Raw genomic sequence first — 22894 nt, forward strand, 5'->3', positions numbered from 1 at the left:
TTATATCATAGGAGCTTTTTTCTGTGCAGAGCTTAAGCCATTTTATCCACCGGCATAGCCAGTGGTTTTCAACACAATAAATATAAAAGGTGCTATGATACAATAGCACCTTTTATTGATTACTAAATTATAAAGTCTCTTTTATCATGTTCTTTTGCTTTTGGTTCTCCAAAAGCTGCTTTTACACTTTCCACTTGTGGATTATGATTAATATGTTTCTTATGACTATTCTTTGATTTCTTACCCATTTCTTTCACCTCCAAGCTTATATACTTAGATTATGTAAAAGAAATTTATTTATTTTATTTAATCTTAAGAAAGAAAGTGAAAATATGTAATTATTATTATCCTTCAATCCACTCCATGTCTTCAATAAACTCATTAACAAAGTCTTCACTCATACTTGGATTAATAGTTTCTTCATGAGTTATTGTAACTGTTGACATAGCAATAGCGTATTTAACTGTATCCTTCATAGAAAGATTATTCATATATCCATAACCAACACCAGCTACAAAAGAATCACCAGCGCCAGTAACATTTTTAACTTCTACACTACTAGTTCTAATCTTTCCTTCTTCCTTAAAACTTTTATAATATATTCCATCAGCATCAAGACTTATAAATACATTTTCAACTCCTAATGATAAGAAATAATCTGCTGCTCTTCTTAAATCATCATCATTTTCAATTTTAAATCCGCATAAAACTTCTGTTTCTAGTCTGTTTGGCTTTACAGTATGAAAATATTTAATTAAATGTTTTATTTTTTCTGCTTTTGTAGCTGAAACTGGATCTAAAACAAATTTACTTTTGCCTTTAAAAGTAGTTAAAATATATTCTAAAAGTTCTGGATTATCTGAATCTAATATTGTATATTCAGCATTTTCAATTATATGAGATTTAGAATCAATAAAAGAAGTTTCCATCTTATCTAGGCTGTCCATATCTACTATGGCAGATTCCATTTCTCCATCTTCATTTAAAATTGCCATATATGTTGGTGTGTACTCATCTTCTAAAATCAATGAGTGCTCCATATTATATCCTATTAACCTTGAGTTTTCTAGGATATTTCTTCCTTGGTCATCTCCACCTAAGATAGAAATAAATTCTGTATTAACATTAACTCTTGCTAAGTTTTCCGCAATGTTTCTACATACTCCACCTAAAGATATTTTGATATTTCCAGGTATTGAGTCTCTTTCATGATATTTTTTTCTGCTAAAACCTATTATATCTACTATTGATGCTCCTAATACTAATATATAAGGATTATTATTACACATACCATCTCTCCTGCTCTTTAAAATCCGTTACTAAAAAACATAAATATATTATATTCGAGAAATATAAAAAAATAAAGTCAATTTTACAAAGTTTGTCGAATTTTATTTTTTAATAATATTTTTTATCAATATATTTAGTTTAAAAATTTCTAAAATTTGCTACAATTTCTTTTAATATTCATATATTGAATATTAACTAATTTAGCTGTCAATACTTTAAATATAAAATACTTATTACGACTTATATACATATTAATTGTCGCTTGGAGGTAAAAATGAATTACTTTAATGAAGGTAATAAATACTATAATCTTAAAGAATATAAAAAAGCAATTGAATATTATACTATGGCAATTGAAAACAATGAAAGTACAGCATGTTCTTACTACAACTGCGGAGTTTGTTATATAAAACTTAAAAATTTTGATTTAGCAATATCAATGATAAAGAAAGCACTTGCTATGCAACAAGAAAGTAAATATTTCTTTAACTTAGCATATTGTTATGCAATGAAAGAAGAAGTTAAAAAAGCATTAATTTATTTTAACATAGCTTGGTCCTTAGATAGTTCAGATACTGATTGTGAAAAAGCAATAAATTTAATAATGTCTAAAAACAAAAAAGCATTATAACCTGTTTAAGGTTATAATGCTTTTTAACTTATACACTTAAAGCCATTCACCTGCTATTTGAGCATTTAAATGATCTTCATTGAAGTCTTTATTATCAAAGTAATCTCCTGCTAAATAAAATGTTGGATCAACATTAATCCAAATACCCTCATCTTTAAGATATACTTGATTCCATGCATGAGGTCCATAATTTTGACCATCAAATGCATCTCCAGTTACTATTCTACTTCCTAAATCAACTGATTTTGCCATAGCTACATAAAGACATGCATAATCAAAGCAAATCCCACTTCGAGTATTCCAAGCTTCAATGGCTCCACTATTAGTTACACCTTCCGGTCCTAATGCTTTCTCTGCTTTTGCAAAATCATATTTTATATTTGAGCCTATCCATGAATATAATCTTTTTGCCTTTTCTCTATCATTTTTAGCATTTCCTATTATTTCAAGTGCCTTTTCATCTATTTCTTTGGATGATTTAATACCATCCTCTAAAGTGACACCATTATAATATACTATTACATTAGAATTTACCGGAATATACTCTTTAAAATCATCGTAAGATAAAACCGGCTTATTTATTGACATTATATTTTCTAAAGTATTATATCCATTAATGCTGTTAAATAAATTGATTTTCATACTTCTTCCGAAGGTTGTATTATAAGTTATTATTCCCATAAACATTATTAAAATAATAACTAACCCTTTTAAAAATCCAAACAGTGATGAAAATAATACTATCCTTAATTTACCTTCGCTTAATAAGAATTTATAAGCTTTTGATAATGGTTCACTTAAACATTTTAAAATCCAATAAATAATAGTTTGTATAACTAAAAAAACTATTCCTAATACTAATGCTTTAAATAAATTATTATTTACTAAAGTAACATTAGAATTATCACTTACAAACTTTAATACTTCTAGATATATCTTATCTAAATTAGTAAGCATAATTAAAAATGTTATAAAAATAGAAAAATAATAAACTAATCTATTTAAAGAGTACTTAGCACTTCCTTCTTCTAAAGACCCTTGTATACTACCCTTTATTGAAAAAAGCATTAATATAGCACATAATATATAAGGTAAATATGTAACCATTAATGTCTCTCCTTTTTAATAATCTACATATCATCAGTATTTGTTACTCTTTTTACAACATATGATACTGTATCGTAATCATATCCTTTTGATAATAGAAATCTATATATCTTTTGAGATAACTTATATTTATCAGATTCTCTTTTTGATAAAACATTATACTTTTTTAGTGCCATATTATATGCTACTTCTTTTTCTTCTTCTTCATCTATATTAGATATTTCTCTTTCTATAAGGTTATCGTTAATACCCTTTTTTATTAGATCATATTTTATCTTCTTTTTTCCTTGTAGTCTACTTCTATCCTTAACATACATTTTCACATAATTTGTATCACTTAAAAAATTATATTCTTTTAAAAAACTTAAAGTTTTATCAATTGTTAAATTATCATATCCCTTTAATAAAAGTTTATCCTTTAACTCTTTTTCACTCTTATATGATTTTTCTACTATTCTAAGTGCAGCATTTTTGCACTTCATATAATTATCCTCTTTAGCAATAGATTTCATTTTTTCTAAATCAATTTTTTCATTTATTTTAAGTCCTTCTTTATATACTAGTTCTGCACTTAAAGAAAATGAATACTCATTATCAATATATATATTTACTCTTTCTTTGTTTCTCTTTTGTACCTCTATTTTTGTAATAATATTCATAATTATCTCCAATATTTTAAGATTTTAATATATGAATTGTTGGATTACATAAAACTTCCCTAGCAACTTCTTGAATTCTATTTATATCAAGAGAATGTAACTTTTCCATATCCTTAACAAATTCATATAAGTCTTCACCATCTAATCCTTGATGAAGCATATAATTACACAGCTCTGAAGGATCTTCTAAAGTGGAAATAACAGCTGTTTTATGGACTTTTTTCATAAGTTCTAAATCTCTTTCACCAATTGCTAAACTTCCACTTTTAACCCCAGATATTGTTTCATTTATTGCATCTACTGCAGCATTAAGGTCTTCTTCTCCAACTGCTGTATAGATATATAAAGTCTTAACACTATTAGTCATATCTATACTTGTATAGATATCATAAGCAAGTCCTCTTTTTTCTCTAACTTCTCTAAATAAAAGTGAGTTAGAGCTCTCTCCTAATCTATGATTTAAAATTCTAAGAGGAAGTTCTAAATCTCTATTTAAATTATAGAAAGTATATAAGTAAACTATTGTATTTTGTTCTATATTAGATTTGGTTGTTGTTATAGACTTACATATATTCTTTTCTTCTAAAATACTTTTTTCTATCTTTTCTCCTCGTTCCCATTCTTTAAAAACCTTTTTCACTTCATTTAATGCTTCATCATGATCATATGAGGATACTACTGTAACTAAAGCATTATTTGGAATATAATGCTTCTTATAAAAATTAATCAAATCATCCCTATTATAATTTCTTACATTTGCTTCAATTCCTGCTACATCATACTTTAACGGACTTTTATTAAATGCTACTTCATTTGTTCTTTTAAAACTTAAATCTTCAATATCGTCCTTGCTAGTTCTCATTTCTGCAAGTATTACTCCTCTTTCCTTTTCTAATTCTCCTTTATTAAATGCGGGATTTATAACCATATCGCCTAAAATTTCTATAGCATTTTTAAATTCCTCTTCCAAACAACTTATAGTAAACACTGTAGATGTATAATCTGTATATGCATTATACTCTCCCCCTAGAAACTCTAATTCATCATTTAATTCTTCATAACTTCTTTTTTTTGTTCCTTTAAACAGCATATGCTCTATAAAGTGAGAAATTCCCTTTTCATTCATATTTTCATAAAGTGATCCAACCTTAATTCCAACGTTTATAGCTGAAATTTTTGTATCTTTTTTTATTGTTATAACTTCTAATCCATTATCTAAAAAATGTCTTTCAACATCAAAATTCAATTTAAACATATTAATCCACCCATTCTTCATACTACTTTACTTATTAAAAATATAATATGACTATATTCTAAATACAATACTATAATTATATATATGTTTCAACTAAGAATCTACATTATTACTCTTTTTAAATCAAATAATTACTTATTATTTTTAAACAATTTACGCAAGAAGTAATTAATAACTATCTTTACTTATTTTTATGAAATTTTTCTCAAAATTAATACTGTTTTTCAATATAAAAATGTACTTAGCTATATAACAAGATAAATATTACTTTTTATTTAATTTGATTAATTAATCTTTACCACTCAAGTCTTGACATTTATAATTATATTAAAGAATTGATTATATGGAGGGTTTTATGCAAAAAAATATTCTATTAATTGAAGATGAAACTCGTATTAGATTTTTACTTAGAGATTATTTTTTAAAAGAAGGATTTAAAATTATTGAAGCTGCTGATGGAGATGAAGGGCTAAATTTTTTCATTAGTAATAAAATAGATCTAGTTATATTAGATATTATGATGCCAAAGGTTGATGGAATTACAGTTTTAGAAATGATAAGAAAGGTCTCTACAGTACCTGTTATATTATTAACTGCCAAAGGCCAAGAAGAAGATAAGTTATTTGGATATGAAATGGGCGCTGATGATTATATAACCAAACCTTTTTCACCTAAACTACTAATAGCCAAGGTAAAAGCTTTACTTAAGAGAACTTCTGAAGATACTTTTTCTGGTTCAAATGAATATAATGGGTTAACTATAAATAAATTATCTCATGAAGTTAAGGTAAACAATGAAGTAATAAATTTATCTCCAAAAGAATTTGAGCTATTATCTTACCTATCTGATAATGAAGGAATTGCATTATCCAGAGATACAATATTAGATAATGTATGGGGATTAGATTACTATGGCGACTTACGAACTGTTGATACAAACATAAAAAGACTTAGGGAAAAGCTTGGAGATAAATCATCCTATATAGTTACTGTTAGAGGAAGTGGATATAGATTTGAAGCACAAAGATAAATTTAGCATTTCAAAAAAATTATTTTTAATAACCTTTGGTTTAATATTTATTTTATTAATATTTAGCATGTTATTTCAAATTCTATTTTTTGAAGATTTTTATTTAAATAGAAAAGTAAAAGACATGATCAAGGAATCTAGTAAATTTAGCACTTTAAATTCTTATTATACTGATGAAAATATTTTAAATAAAGCATTGTTTAGATTCGAGCAAGAAACTGATTCCAGAGTTGTTATTCTTTCATTAGATGGTACAGTTAAATTTCTAGCTAATTACGGTAAAAATACAGATGACTTTCAAATTTTAACTGCATTTTGTGCTGAACTTATCAATGATAAATATCTTATTAATGAAGTTTTAACTTCTGGTAAGCCACAAGCTAGCGTTTTTGAGAATAAGTTAAGTGGTACAAAAAAAATCGGTATTTTATCTCCAATGTCATTAACTTCTAAAAATGATTCAATTATTGTATCTGTTTCATCAATGCAACCTATAAATGAAGCTGCTGGTGTAACTAAAGAGTTTTATGTATATTTATTTTTAGGTTTTAGTATTATTGCAGTCTTCTTATCTTTTGTATATGCAAATTTGATTTCTAAACCGTTAATAAATATAAATAAAGTTGCTAAAAGAATGTCAGCAATGGATTTTAAAGCTAAATGTGAAGTAAATTCTGATGATGAAATTGGTAATCTTGCTATAACATTAAACTTTTTATCTTCCACACTTGAAAATGCATTAGATGATTTAAAACAAAAAAACAAAAAATTAGAGGAAGATATTGAAAAAGAACGTAAACTAGAAGAAATGAGGAAAGATTTTGTTGCAAGTGTTTCTCACGATTTGAAAACACCTATTGGAATAATAGAAGGATATGCAGAAGGCCTTAAAGATGGAATTGCTACTGGTAAAGATGCTTTAGTTTATCTAGACACTATAATTGATGAATCACATAAAATGAATAAACTAGTAACTAATATGTTAGAACTTTCAAAACTTGAATCTGGAAGCATAGAGCTAGTTTTAGAAAAATTTAATATACTTAGACTTATACAAAAGCTTATTAAAAGCTTCTCATTGGAATTTGATTCAAAAGATATAAGTCTAGAATTAAAGACAGATTTTGAATATTGCTATGTAATCGGTGATATATTTCAGTTAGAACAAGTTATTACAAATCTTATAAGTAATACTCTAAAATATACTCCTAATGGAAAAAAAGTAATTATTGAGGTAAATAGTACTGACTCTTTAGTTAATATTTCCATTGAGAATAAAGGCGCGTATATACCTGAAAATGAGATTGAAAATTTATATACAAAATTTTATAGAATTGATAAAGCAAGGACTACTTCTAATAATAGTAACGGGCTTGGACTTGCAATTGTAAAAAGAATTTTAACCTTACATGAAAGTTCTTATTCTCTAAGTAATACAAATGATGGAGTTAAGTTTGAATTTACATTAAAAAAAGCTGATGATTCAGAAATAATATAAGTGATGAAACTTCATCCCTTATATTATTTTAAAAAACTCTAATTCATAATATTATTTTCTTTATATTTTGTTATAAAAAAGTAGTAGAATTTAGACTTTCTACTACTTAACAATTTAACCTTCTATTAAGTTAAAATCTTGTATCTTCTTTATTTTTTTACAATATGGACATATAATTAAACATTCATTCTTTAACTCCTCGAAAGTGTATCCACATTTAGTACATGTACATTCTGATTTATTCATTTCCACATTCCTCCTTATTGTTATAATTTTCACCATCTGTTATTATTTTTATTCATCTATAAATAACTTTAAATTTATGATAGAAATTTTTCAGACTATATATTTCTATTCTTATTTTATATAAATATTCAAAAATTATTATAAAAAATTTTTTTATTTTATTTCATACTTCCTATTTTCTTCTTATATTTATTTTAATATCATTTCTTATTTTGCTTCAACATAACAGTATAATTAACAAAAGATATTATACCAGATACTGGTGGATATATACACATCAATTTAAACAAAAATATCTCTCTTTTTCTACAAAAAATAAAGGAAATATACATTTCTGCATATTTCCTTTATCCGGACTTCTAAAATTTTCCAAGAACATAAAATTAACTATTCTTACTACTCAATTTCTAATTCTGTAGGTTTTTTTTCTCTTAAATTATTCATTATTTCTTCTTTTATTTTTAATAACTCTTCTGATTCATCAATAGATTTATTTTCTTGAATAGCAGTTAATTTTTCACTTAGCAAAAGCATAACTAAAGATTCAAAAGCATTTGATCCCTTACCTTCTCCTTCTGTTCCAGTATTTATAAGAGTTCTTGGCACTATATCAATACTTCCCTCTTTAATTGCATTTGTAAATGAAGTCATAACATCATTTATAACTTTATATTGTGGTCCTCCATAAGCATTTACTTGCTCTTTTGCAGCTATAGCTTTTGATATACCTACTCTTGCTTCCTTATCAGCGTCAGCTTCTGCAGTTATTTTTATTTTAAATGCCTCAGCTTCGGATTGCTTTTTAACTTTATAAGCTTCAGCTTCAGAAAGATTTTGTATTTTTTCAGCATCTTGCTTAGCCTTCATAAGCTCAGCTTTACCTTGATTTTCCTGTATCCTAATATTGATATCTGATTCAGTTAAAGTAGTTTGTTGTTTTGCAATAGCTTCTGCTTCCCTGAGTTCTTTTTCTTTTTCGGCTGCTCTTTGCTGAGTTTCATAAGTTTCAAGCTGCTCTTTTGCAATTTGTCTACTTCTTAGCTGTGTTAATATCGTCTCAATATTTGTATCAGCTTTAGAACTTCCAGGGGTTCCTATTAATACTTCTTCTAATTCTAAATTATAGTGTTCAAACTTCCCTTGCATTTCTAATGAACTTTGAGCTTGAATTTCATTTCTTTGTTGTATCAATTCTATTAATGTTTTAGTTTGTCCAATATTTTTAAAATATGCGGATACCATAGGATCTAATGTTTGATCTACTAGCATCTTTATATCTCCAAATCTTTGAATCACAAGAGGCGCCTTTCTGTAATCTATATGGAATACTACTGACAATGGTAATGTTGGTTCAAATGCATCCTTAGTGATTAAATTTACTTCTTTAAGATTTTCATCATATTTATGACTACCATTTTGGTTACTAATCCATTTTAATATAACGTTAGTAGTTGGTACTTTAATAATATTGCCGGCATATGTGTTAAATGCATATTTACCAGGCATTAATGGTTCATTCCAAACCCCTCTATATCCCTTCTTAACTAATTCTCCATGTTTATAATCGTTTCCTGAAAAATCTTCTCCTTTTGATCCTGTATATGAAACAACAACACCTACAAATCCAACTGGAATAACTATCTTAGGAATATATTCTACTGTGGCAAATAACCTATTTATAAAGTAAGTACCATCAGCTAAAACTTGATATTGTCTTCCCCTATATCCTCCTGCTCTTAAAAATGCATCGATATCTTGAAAATTATTATGATAATTTTCATCATTATGGTTATCTCCAACTATAGGACAAATTATATTTTCTGAACCTAATGACTGTCCATCATGCACTGTTACTATTCCTACTAAATCACTATTACCTTCAATTATAACTGGCTCAAACCCTCTTCTTTCAGAAATTAATCTAGACATAGTTGAAATAGTATCCATCTCTTGTTTATTTCCCATCTTCAAATAATAAGTTTTATTTTCAGTAATAATCACAAATTGTGCGAGGTTAAAAGCATAAGTACCTTCTCTTACTATGCCTCTTTGCGGACCTTTTTGTCCTCCATTTTCTAAGAATCCTCTTACATCCTGAAAGTTGTTTCCCTCTTTAACTACATTTCCTAAAGTTTGTGTTGCATCTAATGGTTTACCATCTCTTGCAAAAACATATGCAATTTTTCCTTGAGGTATTGTTACTAAAGGAACTATATGGACTTTATAAATAAATGGCGTCCTAAAATGAATACCTCCTCTTAGCAATGCAGGCTGATATCCTGCTTCCCCTTTTAATGCAATTATTTGCTCCTTTAATGAACCTTTTGTAGACCACCATTTTTCCACAATACCAACCTTATCATTTGGAACTATTCTAAATCCTATAATCCAAAATAATATTATTATTCCAAGGATTATAGCTATTACTTTAATTCCAAGTAAAATCATTTCATCCATACCACACCTCCGATATTTAATAAGAGAATTATACCAAATATTGGTTTATAAATGTATATTCATTTTGAACAAAATATCTTGTATTTTCTATGAAAAAAAGCAAAAGAAATAGGTAGAAATACCTATTCCTTTTACTATCTAATTATTACATTAGTCTTTTAAATTCATCTTTCCTAATAGTTCTGCAAAAGGATTGTTTAGTGGTTCTTCCGCTTCCTTTTTCATCTTCTTCATTATGTTATTTACTTCTTTTTTATTTACCTTATCAGACTTAGAGTTAAATCTTTTATTAAATACTGAAGCTTTTTCTCTAAATGTACAATTGGTATTTGGACATACATATATTTGACCTTCTCCTTGTCCTCTAAGCTCTAATTTCTTTTTACATTCTGGACATCTTGCATTTGTATTTCTACTTACACTTTCTCTATAGCCACATTCTCTATCTTGGCAAACATTCATAACTCCATTCTTACCTTTTACCTCTAAAAGGTATTTGCCACAATTAGGACACTTCTTACCTGTTTTATTGTCATGAATAAATTTACTGTTAGTTCCTTTTATAGCTTCTATTAATGCTACAGCATAGTTTCTCATTTCTTTTATAAATATATTAGCATCTTCTTTTCCTTTGCTTATTCCATCTAATCTCTTTTCCCATTTTGCAGTTAATAATGGTGATTTAAGTTCTTTTGGAACTAAATCTATAAGCTGTCTTCCCTTAGATGTAGGTATAATTTCTTTTCCCTTCTTTTCTATTACAAAAGAATTAAATAATTTTTCTATTATATCTGCTCTAGTTGCAACAGTTCCAAGCCCACCTGTTTCGTTTAATGTTTTAGCAGAATCTTTATCTACACTAATATATTTTTGAGGATTTTCCATAGCTGATAAAAGAGTTCCTTCATTAAATCTAGCTGGTGGCTTAGTTTGACCTTTACTTAAATCTACTGAGTTTATCTTTAATATATCTCCTGTATTAAGCTTTGGAAGCAACTGATCTTTTAAATCATCTTCTTTTGAATTATCATCTATTATTTCTTTATCATATAAAGCTTTCCAGCCTTTTGATTTTATAACTTGCCCCTTTGCAACAAGATTTTCTCCATTTATTTCTGCTTTAATGTTTGTTTGTATATATTCAAATGCAGGCATTAAAACACTTAGAAATCTTTTAACTACAAGGTCATATATATGTCTTTCCTCTGAACTTAAATTACTTAAATTTGGCTTTTGTTCAGTCGGTATAATTGCATGGTGATCGCTAACTTTGCTATTATCTACAAAGCTTTTATTAGCACTTATTTTTCCCTTTAATATTTCAGATGCTGCCATTCTATATTCACCAATAGATATTGCTTTTAATCTCTCTGGAATAGTTGAAACAACATCTGTAGATATATATCTAGAATCAGTTCTTGGATATGTTAATATCTTATGATTTTCATAAAGCCTTTGCATTATTGATAAAGTTTGCTTTGCTGAATATCCCCATATTTTATTTGCATCTCTTTGAAGCTCTGTTAAATCATATAAAGCTGGTGAAAACTTCTTTTTAGGAGTTTCTGTTATAGATGTTACTTTAGCATCATGTCCCTTTAAGTTATTTAAAATCTTATTTGCTACTTCTTCATTGAAAATCCTTAAATTATTATCACTATTCATCCACTGAAGTGATATTCCATTTGCTTTTGCAGATATAGTATAAAAGTCTTTTGGTTTAAAATTCTTTATTTCATCTTCTCTATCAACTATCATAGCTAAAGTTGGAGATTGTACTCTTCCTGCTGAAAGTTGCGCATTATATTTGCATGTCAAAGCTCTTGTTGCATTAAGTCCAACTATCCAATCAGCTTCTGCTCTACATACTGCTGCCTTATATAGGTTTTCATAGTGGATTCCAGGCTTTAAGTTCTTGAAGCCATCTAATATCGCCTTATCAGTTTGAGATGATATCCATAGTCTTTTTATAGGTTTTTTAACTCCTGCCTTTTCTATAATCCATCTTGCTACAAGCTCACCTTCTCTACCAGCATCTGTAGCTATTACTATTTCTTCAATATCATTTCTATTTAAAAGCTTTTTCACTTCATAAAATTGCTTAGATGTCTTTTTTAAAACTGTTAGCTTCATATACTTAGGTAACATTGGAAGGGTTTCCATGCTCCAAGTTTTATATTTTTCATCATAACCTTCTGGATCTTGAAGACCAACCAAATGGCCTAACGCCCAAGTTATTACATACTTACTTCCTTCAATATATGATCCCTTATTTTGATTACTTTTTAGAACCTTTGCTATATCTCTACCAACAGAAGGCTTTTCTGCTAGTACTAATACTTTTCCCATATTATTAAGTCCTTTCTCTTTTAAGAGTTCTATTTTAACTCTTAACAAAATCTCTATTTATTTTCTTTTATCTAATTAAACTATATCTAATTTATAATATTCTGTAAACCTTCTTTAGTTAAACATTAGATATTCAAAGTATATTTATTATACAAAATTAGTAAATTGTTATATTTAATGATATAATAAATGATAAAAAACATAGGGGGAATATCTATGGTAGAAATATTGAAATTAATAGCTAGCATTATTAATGACTTACATGATAAAGTTTTAGATATTGTTAGCATAGCTGGATATCCATTAAATGACAAACAACTCCACTTTATATTCATGGCTTTAATAGGAATTATCATATTTGGAATAACACAAATTTTATTTAAAAAACTTGCTAAATATAGCATTACAGCAATATCTTTTATATATACATTAACAGTAATGATAGTTATAGTTTTTGCTATAGAAATACAACAAAAACTAACAAATAGAGGTAATATGGAATTTGCTGATATTGCTTATGGCTTATATGGTTTTATTTATATATTCTTTGTCTATTTACTTGTAAAACTTATTGTAATATCAATAAAGAAAATATTTAAGAAATATAAAAAATAATTATAGGCTTTTTCATACTAACTTATAGTATTGAATATCACTTTAACATATAATTTTTATTTAAAATGAATTTATTCAATTTCAAATAGGCTTTATTGCCTTTATAAAGTTAATCTCTTATTTTTATAAAGGGCGTCGCGTTTCGCGACATCCTTTTTAACCATTGATTTTACTTACTTAAAGAAGCTTTTAAACTTAAATAGAAGTTTATGTCTATTATCAATTACCTAATATTAATTCTAAATAAGTCCTCCATCAACTTTTATGATTTGTCCAGTTAAATATTTGCATGAATCATTACATATAAAGGCTACCAATTTTCCAATTTCGTCCGTCTCACCAAATCTCCCCATTGGTATCTCCTCTTCTAATTCACTTCTTTCATCTTCTGATAAAAATGCATTCATTTCTGTATTAATTACTCCTGGCGCAATTGCATTGACTCTTATTCCCATTGGCGCAACTTCCTTAGCAAGTGATTTAGTAAATAAATTTATTGCACCTTTTGAAGTAGAATATATTACTTCACATGAAGCTCCAACATCACCCCATATAGAAGATATATTAATTATATTTCCTTTCCCTTTTGAAATCATATGTGGAAGTACATGTTTACTTAAGTACATAGCTCCAAGAATATTTATTCCCATTACATTATCTATATCCTCTTTTGAAGAATCCATAAATAATCCTATAGTAGATATTCCTGCATTATTTACTAATATATCTATTTTCCCAAAGGATTCTATAACATAGTCAATCATTTCTTTGCTCATATCATAATCAGATATGTTACACTTATATAATTTACCATATCCTCCCAATGCAATTATTTCTGCTAATGTAGTTTCTGCACCATTATCATCTTTTGAGTAATTTATAATTACTGTTGCTCCTTCTTTAGCTAATTCAACGGCGATTGCCTTTCCAATACCACGTGATGCACCTGTAACTAATGCTATTTTTCCTTGTAAGTTTTCCATCTTTTTCTCCTAAATTTTAATTTATATTATAAACACTCTTTAATCACTCTTTTTACATTTTTAAAGAATATCTTATCAATTTCTGAGTTTGTGAAATTTTCTTTTATTAAGGCATCTCTAAGTTTTCCTATTTCTCCAATATTTCTAATTTCTACTTCATTTTCAATTCCATCAAAATCTGTTCCAAGTGAAAGTACATCTATTCCTCCAATATTTCTTATATGTTTAATATGTGCTATCATGGATTCAATTGTTGGAACCTTGTTTCTTCCTAAAAATGGTGCACAAAAGTTTAATCCCATCACACCACCCTTATTAGCTAATTTTACTATCATATCATCTGTTAAATTTCTTGAATGATTAGTGATTTCTCTAGAATTAGAATGAGTTGCAATAAAAGGCTTTCTGCATATATCTACTAAATCGTAAAATCCACCATCTGATAAATGAGAACAATCAGGTATTATTCCAACTCTTTCCATTTCATTAACTATTTCTTTTCCTTTAGCAGTCAAACCATTATCTTTATATTTATACCCTGCATTTGGATAGCCTATGCTATTAGGAAAATTCCATGTTAAAGTTATAAATCTTATTCCCATATCATAAACTTCTTTTACTCTTTCCACTTTTCCTTCTAACACTTCACCTTCTTCTATTGATAGAAAAGCTCCTAGTTTCCCTTTATTATTAACGCTTTCTAATTCCTTTAAATTCGTTACAATTTCAATATCATTATAATTTTCTTTTAATTCTTTCATTAAAATTTCATGCATTCTTTTAAATTCTAAATATGGATTATCTACTATATTTAGTTCTATAAAATGTGCAAAAACCTGTGCTAATGCTTTTGCTTCCTTCAATTTTTTTATATCAACTTTACAAATACTTTCCTTTAGCTTTAGGTTTTCATATAATAATCTACTAGCTGTATCACAATGTAAGTCAATTGAGTTCATATATATCTCTCCTTTATTTTGTATTTTTTATTTTAATTCCATCTTCTTCTTTAGCATCATTTATAATTCTAATTCTCTCGTTTCTAGCCCATAATAAATAATCTTCTAGATTTTCTGGACCAGTAATAACTTTTCTTCTTGCCCAAAGAACTCCTGATTCTTGAGATTCCACGCTCCATTTTATAAGAGATACTTTCCCACTTTCTATTTCTATTGCTGTCATTGCATATGGTAACACACAACATCCATCATTAAAATATGGTGGTTCAAGACTTCCTGGCATTCTACTATTATGAGTATGTCCACATAGCAACATTTTACCATTTTCTTTTGTCCATTTTTCAAGCTTTCTATCAACTTTGCTTCCTTTTTTATTATTTTTAGCAGGGCTTGTTGGATCATTAAATCCTGCTAATCCATTTAAAAATTTCCATACATATCTTACTAAAAATCGTGATATCATCCAATAATCACAATTTATTAGATCTGCTTGATGTCCATGAGTAACTAAAAATTTTTCATTAACTGGAGTAAATTTAAAATTAATACCTTCATAAAATTTAATATCTTTAATGAACTTTAAAAAGTTTTTTCCATAATCAGCTCCAACTTTTCTTAATGCCCTATATTGTGTGTAATAAAAATTTTCCCTGTTTTTTATTATATCATGATTTCCATAAATCATATAAATTCTATTTTCTTCTTTTAACCTATTAAACAATTTAAATATATCACTATAGCAATATGCAATATCATTAAAATTTCTATTCTTCCAAAGTTCATCTCCATCTCCAACTTCAACATAAGTGAAACCCTTTCTATAATAATAAGCAAGCGCCGTCTTATAAATATTTCTGTTTGGAAGAAGAGAATCATAAAAAGTTCCATCACCTCTGTGGATATCTGAAATAAACACAATATTATCTCCATCATCAAATTTTACTTCCATTGCATTATCATAAAGATAGTTTAGTCTTTTCATAAATTTCCCCTTACTTAATTTATAATATTTTATTATATGTTTTCATTACTTATTTGCTAAAAACCTCCATACAAAATACTAATAACTTATAGATAAATTTAACGTCTTTTGTATAAACTACTTATATAATTTAAAGAGGAAAGAGGCGAAATTTGTGAAGCTTAAATATAAATTTATTTTTTTTATTTTGATTGCACTATTTATTTTCAATACACTACACTTTTCTACTATTTTTGCCGAAGATTTAAATGAAGACGAGGAAGCTATTATTTTTTTAAATAATGGTTTATCATCTGAAGAAATGAAACAAGAGTTCAAGGGTTTACTAGAAGATTTATTTGAACAAAGAAATGCTGCAATAGTTTCAGGAGATTGTGAACTATTAAAGGGATTTTATGATTTAAATATAAAAGTAAGTTTATGGGCATATGAAAGTGAAGCTAAAAAAACTAACTATTTAATAAATTGGTCAGAAAAACAAGCAGTTAAATTTAGAGATTTAAAATCTATTGTAAGGATAAGAAAAGTAGCTGAAAAAGAACCTGGTTTGTATGGAGTAATTTGTGATGTTGCAACAGATTTTAATTATTATTATATAGATACTCCAGATATTATTAATCATTTTAGACTTGGAACTAATCATTACCTAAACTTAAAGAAAGAAAATGATAGATATATTATCACTAAGGAATGGTATACTGACCCTTTTGCAGACTCACTTGATATAAAAAATATAAAATCTGATGAAATAAAAAATTATATATTATCTCAAAAACAACCAGAGTTTGTACCAAGTGAAAGAGTAACAAAGGCAATAGAGTACGCTCATAAATATTGTGGAGTATCTGAAGATGAAGAGTTTACTTTTAAGTATAATTCAAAATATAAAGATCATAATCCTGATGGTGGGGATTGTGCAAATTTTGCTTCACAAATTCTTTTTGAAGGTGGTGGATTCAAGAAAAATAGTTTATGGAATTACTCAGGAAAAGAAGGGACTAAGGCTTGGTTAAATGCGCAAGGATTTAAAAATTATATGGTTGGAAGTGGCAGAGCTTCATATATTGCCAAAGGCTCCTATCAGCAAACATATAAAGCTGCATTTAATATGAGACCTGGAGATTTTGTTGCATATGAAAAGAAAGGCAGAATAACTCATATATCAACAGTTACTGGATTTGACTCAAAAGGCTATCCATTAGTTACATGTCATAACACCAATAGATTACTTGTTCCTTATGACTTAGGTTGGAGTAATGATAATATAAGATTTCATTTAATTCATGTTCATTACTAAAATCTTAATCACAAAAATACCACTACAAGCTTGATTTCAAATTTTGTAGTGGTATTTTTATTTATATCAACTTATTTTATTCCTTATATTTATCTAAAGAATTTACAACTATATTCATAAACTTAAATTGATAATTTGCATCACACAGCATTTTATCATCAAAACTATTCTTTATTTTTGACTAATTTAGCTATAAAAAAGCCTTCCATATTTTCATTTGGAATTATTCTTATTGATTTTGTAATTTCTTCACTATATATTTTTTCTTTATATTTGCTTAAACCTCTTATTACATTTGGTAACTCTAAATTAATTTTTTCTAAGCTCAAGTCTGGATATTTCTTTAATGCATATTCTATCACTTCTTCATTTTCAAAAGGATTTAAAGTACATGTTGAATATACCATTATCCCTCCAGGTTTAAGAGCATTATAAGCACTATCAAATAATTTTTTTTGCAATTTTGAGCATAGTGCAACTTTTTTTTCATTCCACCCCTTATATGCCTTACTACTTTTTAATGTTATTATTCCTTCTCCAGAGCAAGGAACATCTAAAAGGACCCTATCAAAGTATTTATTTAACCGTTTACCTATAGAACATCCATCAGCTCCTAAAACTATTATAGAATTTGCACCTTGTTTTTCTATATTATAATTTAATCTCTCTCTTCTTATTTCATTTACATCATTTGCTAAAATAGTAGCTTTATTTTTAGTTATATCAGCCATGTAAAGACTCTTTCCTCCTGGTGCTGCACACATATCCAAAACAACTAAATCTTCTTTTAAATCTAAAAATAAAGGAGGTAACATTGAAGATAGATTTTGTAAATATATTTTACCATATTTATAAATCTCTAATCTTCTTAAGTTACTCTCCTTAATGTCTTTTGCAATAAATGCATTTTTCAATAACGGATGATTTACAGCTTTTATTCTATTCATGCTTAATTCATCCATTACTTCCTTAGTATTACCTTTTAAAGTATTAATTCTAAATGTAGTATTTCTTCCTCTATAATAACTTTTATAAATAAGATCTAATTGCCTATCTGTAAATATATTTTCTAAAATTTCTATAAGTTCTTTTGGTAAGCTATTTTTAACTTCCTTAATTGACACTACATCACCCCTATAGTTTATTCATAATATATATTACTTTTCAATTGTATAAATTATGCTGTGATTAAATTATTTTTATTTGTTGTAAATATTATTTGCATATCTTTAAAATAATTTTCACTGTCTATTCCAATATATAATTCATTTTTTATAATTTCTTCTTCTTCTTTAGTTATTAACTGGTTATTTTCTCCTATAATAAAGTTAACTTCAATTTTAACACTTCTACCAATTTTCAATACTCTTGTCACTGCTTGTATAAAATTATACTCATTTTTTATAACTTCAACTTGCTTTTCAACTTCTACACTTATTCTTTCTGGAACCCTTACTCCAATAACTTCTTTAAAGCTATTTATAAATATCTTTAAAGGAGCTTTTAAAAATAAAATTGATGTTATTATAACCATAGTTGGATCAATATATTTTGTTATAAATGAAAATTCAGTTTTTGATATTATTGCAGATAAAATAAATCCAAATAAAACTGTAGCACTTAATATTCCATCCATTAGCCATTGTATACTTTCGGCATCTATAAGTTCAGAATTTATCTTCTTTCCTGCTTTTTTTATTCTATCGTAGAAAATAAATGAACCCAAAGTTGATACTATTGCATATACTATTGCTGATGATGTATTTACGCTATTACCTCCAAGCAATAAAGCATTTATAGCATCATATAATGACAATAAGCACATTATTATTAATATAATTGAATTTATAGATACAACTAATGGCTCCAAAACATACTTTCCAAATGGAAAATCTTCATTATCTTTTACTTCTATAACTTTACATACAACCAAAGAAGCTGACGATAATATAACACTTATAAATGAATATAGTCCATCAAAAATAATCATTTCTGATTTTATCAGTCATCCCCAAGCTAATCCAAATACTGCAAAAAATATTGTACCTAATACAGAAAATCTTAAAATATTACTTTCATTTTTGTCCATAATTTCACCTCTAACTTTTTGTAATATTCTATATTTATATATTACTCATTTCAAAAGTAATTTGTAATTTCTAATTATGCTGAAATTAATATCATAGAGGTTTTGATATTATTTCACATAAAAATATTTTAATAACACAAATGTACTTATAATTACTTATATAAGTACTCATATTGGTAATTTCTATAATGAAAAAAGCTACTTTACTATTTATTATATAAGTAGTAAAGTAGCTTAATTGTTTATTTGATTAAAGATTAATTCTAAGTTCAACTGGACAATGATCAGATCCTAAAATTTCTGAATGAATTTTAGCATCTTCTAATTTATCCTTTATTGAATCTGATACTAAGAAGTAATCAATTCTCCATCCTGCATTCTTTGCTCTTGCATTAAATCTATATGACCACCAAGAATAAGCTCCAACTTCATCAGGATAAAAATATCTAAATGTATCAACAAAACCAGCATTTAATAACTCAGTAAATTTACTTCTTTCCTCTTCTGTAAACCCTGCATTTCTTAAATTAGTCTTAGGATTTTTTAAATCTATTTCCTTATGTGCAACATTTAAATCCCCACAAACTATAACAGGCTTTTTTGTATCTAATTCCTTTAAATAATCTCTAAATGCATCTTCCCAAATCATTCTATAATCTAGCCTTGCAAGTTCATTCTTTGAATTTGGAGTATATACTGTTACCATATAAAAATCTTCAAATTCTAAAGTAATAACTCTTCCTTCTTTATCATGCTCTTCTATTCCTAGTCCATATCTTACACTTAATGGCTTTTCTTTAGTAAATATAGCTGTTCCTGAATATCCTTTTTTCTCAGCATAATTCCAATATTGATTATACCCTTCTAGCTCTAAATCTATTTGTCCTTCTTGTAATTTACTTTCTTGAATACAAAAAATATCTGCATCCATTTCTTTAAAATATTCTAAAAAGCCTTTTGTAACACAGGCTCTTATTCCATTAACATTCCATGATATTAACTTCATATCTTCTTCTCCTTTTTGCTATAATATTATATTAATTATATTATAACACGTTTTTATTTTTATATCATTGACTACATTTTCTTATATAATTCAACTAATCAATTATGTTTTAAATAAAAAATAGTAGAAATATGTATTAAATCATTCTTATTAAAATAATACATATCTCCACTATTCTTAATTTTTATATTTTCTATGAATTAATAACTACCTATAAACTTTATTACTCATATAAAGGATGCTTTTCACATAAGGCTTTAACTCTTGATTTTAATAATTCTAAATCATTATCTTTTTTAGAAAGTGCATCATTTATAATAGACGCTACTTCCTTCATATCTTCTTCATTAAATCCTCTTGTTGTTACAGCTGGAGTACCTATTCTAATTCCAGATGTAATAAATGGACTTTTAGTTTCATTCGGTACAGTATTTTTGTTTACTGTTATTCCTATACTATCTAAAAGAATTTCTGCATCTTTTCCTGTAACATCTTTATTAGTTAAATCAACAAGTATTAAATGATTATCTGTTCCACCTGAAACTATTTTAAAATCATATTTAGTTAATTCATTTGCTAAAACATTGCAATTATTAACTACGTTTTTTATATATTCTTTATAACTTGGATCTAATGCTTCTTTAAAACATACTGCTTTTGCTGCTATAGTATGTATAAGTGGTCCTCCTTGTATCCCTGGGAATATGGTTTTATCTATTTGCTTTGCGTATTTTTCTTTACAAAGAATTAATCCACCTCTTGGTCCTCTTAATGTTTTATGTGTTGTTGAAGTTACAAAATCGGCATATGGTACTGGAGAAGGATGTACTCCCGCTGCAACAAGCCCTGCAATATGAGCCATATCTACCATGAATAAAGCTCCTACTTCATCACATATATCTTTAAAAGCTTTAAAATCAATTAGTCTTGCATATGCACTTGCACCTGCTACAATAAGTTTTGGTTTATGCTTAAGTGCTAATTCTCTAACTATATTATAATCAATAGTTTCAGTTTCTTTATCAACACCATAAGAAACAAAGTTAAATAACTTTCCTGAGAAATTTACTGGTGAACCATGAGTTAAATGTCCTCCATGGTTTAAATCCATTCCTAAAACAGTATCCCCTGGCTCTAATACTGAGAAATAAACAGCCATGTTAGCTTGTGAACCTGAATGTGGTTGAACATTTGCATGTTCAGCACCAAATAGTTCTTTTGCCCTTTCTCTTGCTATATCTTCTACTTCATCAACTATATGACAACCACCATAATATCTTTTATTTGGGTATCCTTCAGCATATTTGTTTGTAAGAAATGAGCCCATAGCTTCCATTACTGCTTTTGATGCAAAATTCTCTGATGCAATTAGTTCAATTCCATCTTGCTGCCTTTTTAATTCTTTTTCTATTAATTCATAAATTGCTTTATCTTCTTTTGAAATATTTTCAAAATTCATTTTATCACCCCAAATCCTTTTTTACTAAATTATAAATATAATTCAAATAATAATCAATTAATATTTCTAAATTATTCTTGTTTTTTTATAAATTTATAAAGTAGTTCCTTATTAATATGATATATATTATTAATTCTGAAAAGTAGTATATACTATATATAAAGCTATTGTGTTATAATACCTTAAGAAAATTTTTAGATTATAAGGAGCATACAATATGGATATGAATGAAATACTTCACGTTGCAACTTTCGCTGGAAAAATAATGCTTGAGTCTGGTGGAGAAACATATAGAGCTGAAGAAATAATATGGAGAATTTGTAAAATCTATGGAGTAGAAGAAGCAGAAAGCTTTGTTACTACAACTGGTATTATGGTTTCAGTATGTCATGAAGGAAAAACTTATTCATTAATTAGAAGAGTTTCAACAAGAACTATTGATTTAGATAAGGTTGATAAGGTAAATGATTTATCTAGAAATATTATAAGTCGAGGTTTATCTGTATCCGAATTAAAAAATCAACTTCAAATAATAAATAATGGAGAAAGATACAATAATAAAACTGCAATATTAATTTCTGCATTAGGTGCCTTTTGCTTTGTATTTCTTTTTGGTGGTAAAATAAAAGAAGCTATTGCTGCTTTTTTCATCGGACTTGTTATAAAATCTGTATCCATAAAATTTTCTAGCCTTGAAATAAATCAGTTCTTTATAAATAGCATTTCAGCAGGAATTGCTGCTATAATGGCTATTATATTTTTAAAGTTAGGCTTTATAAATGACATAGACAAAACTATAATCGGCTCCATAATGCTATTAGTTCCAGGCCTCGCTATTACAAATGCAATAAGGGATACTATATCTGGAGATTTACTAGCTGGACTTACAAGAGCAGCAGAGGCTTTTTTAGTTGCTATATCAATAGCTGTAGGTACAGGAGCTGTACTTAGTTTTTGGATTTCTACTTTTGGAGGACTATAA

Annotated in this window: 21 protein-coding genes; 6 read left to right on the forward strand and 15 right to left on the reverse strand. The window is 27.1% G+C overall.

The window, feature by feature from the left end:
- Positions 1-122: 122 nt before the first annotated feature.
- Together I2A75_RS18130 and I2A75_RS13915 are read right to left on the reverse strand one after the other, a co-directional pair.
- Positions 123-248, reverse strand: a complete 126-nt coding sequence (locus tag I2A75_RS18130) for a CPC_1213 family protein (RefSeq protein ID WP_257442288.1) — start codon at positions 246-248, stop codon at positions 123-125.
- A gap of 96 nt (positions 249-344) precedes the next feature.
- On the reverse strand, positions 345-1289 hold the full coding sequence (locus I2A75_RS13915) for a carbohydrate kinase family protein (protein ID WP_195265537.1): 945 nt from the start codon (positions 1287-1289) through the stop codon (positions 345-347).
- A 275-nt stretch (positions 1290-1564) separates the two neighbouring features.
- On the opposite strand from I2A75_RS13915, the gene I2A75_RS13920 reads away from it, so the two are divergent.
- Positions 1565-1921, forward strand: a complete 357-nt coding sequence (locus tag I2A75_RS13920; protein WP_195265539.1) for a tetratricopeptide repeat protein — start codon at positions 1565-1567, stop codon at positions 1919-1921.
- 36 nt (positions 1922-1957) lie between these two features.
- Here the strand turns inward: I2A75_RS13920 and I2A75_RS13925 are convergent, their stop codons facing one another.
- Genes I2A75_RS13925 through I2A75_RS13935 form a run of 3 tightly spaced genes read right to left on the reverse strand, consistent with a single transcriptional unit; the run spans position 1958 to position 4942 of the window.
- The gene (locus I2A75_RS13925) at positions 1958-3028 is read right to left on the reverse strand and encodes a transglutaminase-like domain-containing protein (protein ID WP_195265541.1); all 1071 of its coding nucleotides are present in this window, start codon (positions 3026-3028) and stop codon (positions 1958-1960) included.
- A gap of 23 nt (positions 3029-3051) precedes the next feature.
- Entirely contained in the window at positions 3052-3687 is a 636-nt protein-coding gene (recX, locus tag I2A75_RS13930; protein ID WP_195265543.1) for a recombination regulator RecX, read from the reverse strand.
- 16 nt (positions 3688-3703) lie between these two features.
- Positions 3704-4942 (reverse strand): pitrilysin family protein, encoded by a 1239-nt coding sequence (locus I2A75_RS13935; protein ID WP_195265545.1) that lies wholly within the window; start codon positions 4940-4942, stop codon positions 3704-3706.
- A 355-nt stretch (positions 4943-5297) separates the two neighbouring features.
- On the opposite strand from I2A75_RS13935, the gene I2A75_RS13940 reads away from it, so the two are divergent.
- Positions 5298-5972, forward strand: a complete 675-nt coding sequence (locus I2A75_RS13940; protein WP_195265547.1) for a response regulator transcription factor — start codon at positions 5298-5300, stop codon at positions 5970-5972.
- Complete coding sequence (locus I2A75_RS13945; protein ID WP_195265549.1) at positions 5956-7470, forward strand: HAMP domain-containing sensor histidine kinase; 1515 nt, start codon at positions 5956-5958, stop codon at positions 7468-7470. Before I2A75_RS13940 ends, I2A75_RS13945 begins: the two co-directional genes overlap by 17 nt.
- 114 nt (positions 7471-7584) lie before the next feature.
- Here I2A75_RS13945 and I2A75_RS18135 read toward each other — a convergent pair whose 3' ends face one another.
- The 3 genes from I2A75_RS18135 to I2A75_RS13955 form a co-directional block, all read right to left on the reverse strand.
- Positions 7585-7716, reverse strand: a complete 132-nt coding sequence (locus I2A75_RS18135; protein WP_279325042.1) for a hypothetical protein — start codon at positions 7714-7716, stop codon at positions 7585-7587.
- Positions 7717-8112: 396 nt separating this feature from the next.
- Positions 8113-10173 carry an SPFH domain-containing protein gene (locus I2A75_RS13950; RefSeq protein ID WP_195265551.1) on the reverse strand — a complete coding sequence of 687 codons (2061 nt, stop codon included), beginning with the start codon at positions 10171-10173 and terminating at the stop codon, positions 8113-8115.
- Between the two features lie 150 nt (positions 10174-10323).
- Positions 10324-12522 (reverse strand): DNA topoisomerase III, encoded by a 2199-nt coding sequence (locus I2A75_RS13955; RefSeq protein ID WP_195265553.1) that lies wholly within the window; start codon positions 12520-12522, stop codon positions 10324-10326.
- Positions 12523-12738: 216 nt separating this feature from the next.
- On the opposite strand from I2A75_RS13955, the gene I2A75_RS13960 reads away from it, so the two are divergent.
- Complete coding sequence (locus I2A75_RS13960) at positions 12739-13137, forward strand: hypothetical protein (protein ID WP_195265555.1); 399 nt, start codon at positions 12739-12741, stop codon at positions 13135-13137.
- A 239-nt stretch (positions 13138-13376) separates the two neighbouring features.
- Here the strand turns inward: I2A75_RS13960 and I2A75_RS13965 are convergent, their stop codons facing one another.
- The 3 genes from I2A75_RS13965 to I2A75_RS13975 are packed head-to-tail and all read right to left on the reverse strand — an operon-like array spanning position 13377 to position 16061.
- Positions 13377-14120, reverse strand: a complete 744-nt coding sequence (locus tag I2A75_RS13965; protein ID WP_195265558.1) for an SDR family oxidoreductase — start codon at positions 14118-14120, stop codon at positions 13377-13379.
- A gap of 26 nt (positions 14121-14146) precedes the next feature.
- The gene (locus I2A75_RS13970) at positions 14147-15079 is read right to left on the reverse strand and encodes a dipeptidase (RefSeq protein WP_195265560.1); all 933 of its coding nucleotides are present in this window, start codon (positions 15077-15079) and stop codon (positions 14147-14149) included.
- Positions 15080-15092: 13 nt separating this feature from the next.
- Positions 15093-16061 (reverse strand): metallophosphoesterase, encoded by a 969-nt coding sequence (locus I2A75_RS13975; RefSeq protein WP_195265562.1) that lies wholly within the window; start codon positions 16059-16061, stop codon positions 15093-15095.
- 154 nt (positions 16062-16215) lie between these two features.
- On the opposite strand from I2A75_RS13975, the gene I2A75_RS13980 reads away from it, so the two are divergent.
- Positions 16216-17358, forward strand: a complete 1143-nt coding sequence (locus tag I2A75_RS13980; protein WP_195265564.1) for an amidase domain-containing protein — start codon at positions 16216-16218, stop codon at positions 17356-17358.
- Positions 17359-17522: 164 nt separating this feature from the next.
- Here the strand turns inward: I2A75_RS13980 and I2A75_RS13985 are convergent, their stop codons facing one another.
- The 4 genes from I2A75_RS13985 to glyA form a co-directional block, all read right to left on the reverse strand.
- A complete protein-coding gene (locus tag I2A75_RS13985; RefSeq protein ID WP_195265567.1) occupies positions 17523-18482 on the reverse strand; it encodes an RsmB/NOP family class I SAM-dependent RNA methyltransferase in 960 nt (319 codons plus the stop codon).
- A gap of 53 nt (positions 18483-18535) precedes the next feature.
- Positions 18536-19348 carry a cation transporter gene (locus I2A75_RS13990; protein WP_195265569.1) on the reverse strand — a complete coding sequence of 271 codons (813 nt, stop codon included), beginning with the start codon at positions 19346-19348 and terminating at the stop codon, positions 18536-18538.
- Between the two features lie 349 nt (positions 19349-19697).
- On the reverse strand, positions 19698-20453 hold the full coding sequence (locus tag I2A75_RS13995) for an exodeoxyribonuclease III (RefSeq protein ID WP_195265571.1): 756 nt from the start codon (positions 20451-20453) through the stop codon (positions 19698-19700).
- A 223-nt stretch (positions 20454-20676) separates the two neighbouring features.
- A complete protein-coding gene (gene glyA / locus I2A75_RS14000) occupies positions 20677-21912 on the reverse strand; it encodes a serine hydroxymethyltransferase (protein WP_195265573.1) in 1236 nt (411 codons plus the stop codon).
- 217 nt (positions 21913-22129) lie between these two features.
- Between glyA and I2A75_RS14005 the strand changes: the two genes are divergently transcribed.
- Positions 22130-22894: a threonine/serine exporter family protein gene (locus I2A75_RS14005; protein WP_195265575.1), complete on the forward strand. Its 765-nt coding sequence runs from the start codon at positions 22130-22132 to the stop codon at positions 22892-22894.

The sequence above is a fragment of the Clostridium sp. 1001275B_160808_H3 genome, from assembly GCF_015550425.1.
Taxonomy (GTDB): Bacteria; Bacillota; Clostridia; order Clostridiales; family Clostridiaceae; genus Clostridium.

Bases quoted from the DNA above. Each gene is read 5' to 3' on its own strand.
- I2A75_RS13920 (WP_195265539.1), top strand. From the start codon at position 1,565: ATGAATTACTTTAATGAAGGTAATAAATACTATAATCTTAAAGAATAT.
- I2A75_RS13970 (WP_195265560.1), bottom strand. From the start codon at position 15,079: ATGAACTCAATTGACTTACATTGTGATACAGCTAGTAGATTATTATAT.
- I2A75_RS13960 (WP_195265555.1), top strand. From the start codon at position 12,739: ATGGTAGAAATATTGAAATTAATAGCTAGCATTATTAATGACTTACAT.
- I2A75_RS13940 (WP_195265547.1), top strand. From the start codon at position 5,298: ATGCAAAAAAATATTCTATTAATTGAAGATGAAACTCGTATTAGATTT.
- I2A75_RS13955 (WP_195265553.1), bottom strand. From the start codon at position 12,522: ATGGGAAAAGTATTAGTACTAGCAGAAAAGCCTTCTGTTGGTAGAGAT.
- I2A75_RS13935 (WP_195265545.1), bottom strand. From the start codon at position 4,942: ATGTTTAAATTGAATTTTGATGTTGAAAGACATTTTTTAGATAATGGA.
- I2A75_RS18135 (WP_279325042.1), bottom strand. From the start codon at position 7,716: ATGAATAAATCAGAATGTACATGTACTAAATGTGGATACACTTTCGAG.
- I2A75_RS13925 (WP_195265541.1), bottom strand. From the start codon at position 3,028: ATGGTTACATATTTACCTTATATATTATGTGCTATATTAATGCTTTTT.
- I2A75_RS13995 (WP_195265571.1), bottom strand. From the start codon at position 20,453: ATGAAGTTAATATCATGGAATGTTAATGGAATAAGAGCCTGTGTTACA.
- I2A75_RS13965 (WP_195265558.1), bottom strand. From the start codon at position 14,120: ATGGAAAACTTACAAGGAAAAATAGCATTAGTTACAGGTGCATCACGT.
- I2A75_RS13915 (WP_195265537.1), bottom strand. From the start codon at position 1,289: ATGTGTAATAATAATCCTTATATATTAGTATTAGGAGCATCAATAGTA.
- glyA (WP_195265573.1), bottom strand. From the start codon at position 21,912: ATGAATTTTGAAAATATTTCAAAAGAAGATAAAGCAATTTATGAATTA.
- I2A75_RS18130 (WP_257442288.1), bottom strand. From the start codon at position 248: ATGGGTAAGAAATCAAAGAATAGTCATAAGAAACATATTAATCATAAT.
- I2A75_RS14005 (WP_195265575.1), top strand. From the start codon at position 22,130: ATGGATATGAATGAAATACTTCACGTTGCAACTTTCGCTGGAAAAATA.
- I2A75_RS13975 (WP_195265562.1), bottom strand. From the start codon at position 16,061: ATGAAAAGACTAAACTATCTTTATGATAATGCAATGGAAGTAAAATTT.
- I2A75_RS13950 (WP_195265551.1), bottom strand. From the start codon at position 10,173: ATGGATGAAATGATTTTACTTGGAATTAAAGTAATAGCTATAATCCTT.
- I2A75_RS13990 (WP_195265569.1), bottom strand. From the start codon at position 19,348: ATGATTATTTTTGATGGACTATATTCATTTATAAGTGTTATATTATCG.
- recX (WP_195265543.1), bottom strand. From the start codon at position 3,687: ATGAATATTATTACAAAAATAGAGGTACAAAAGAGAAACAAAGAAAGA.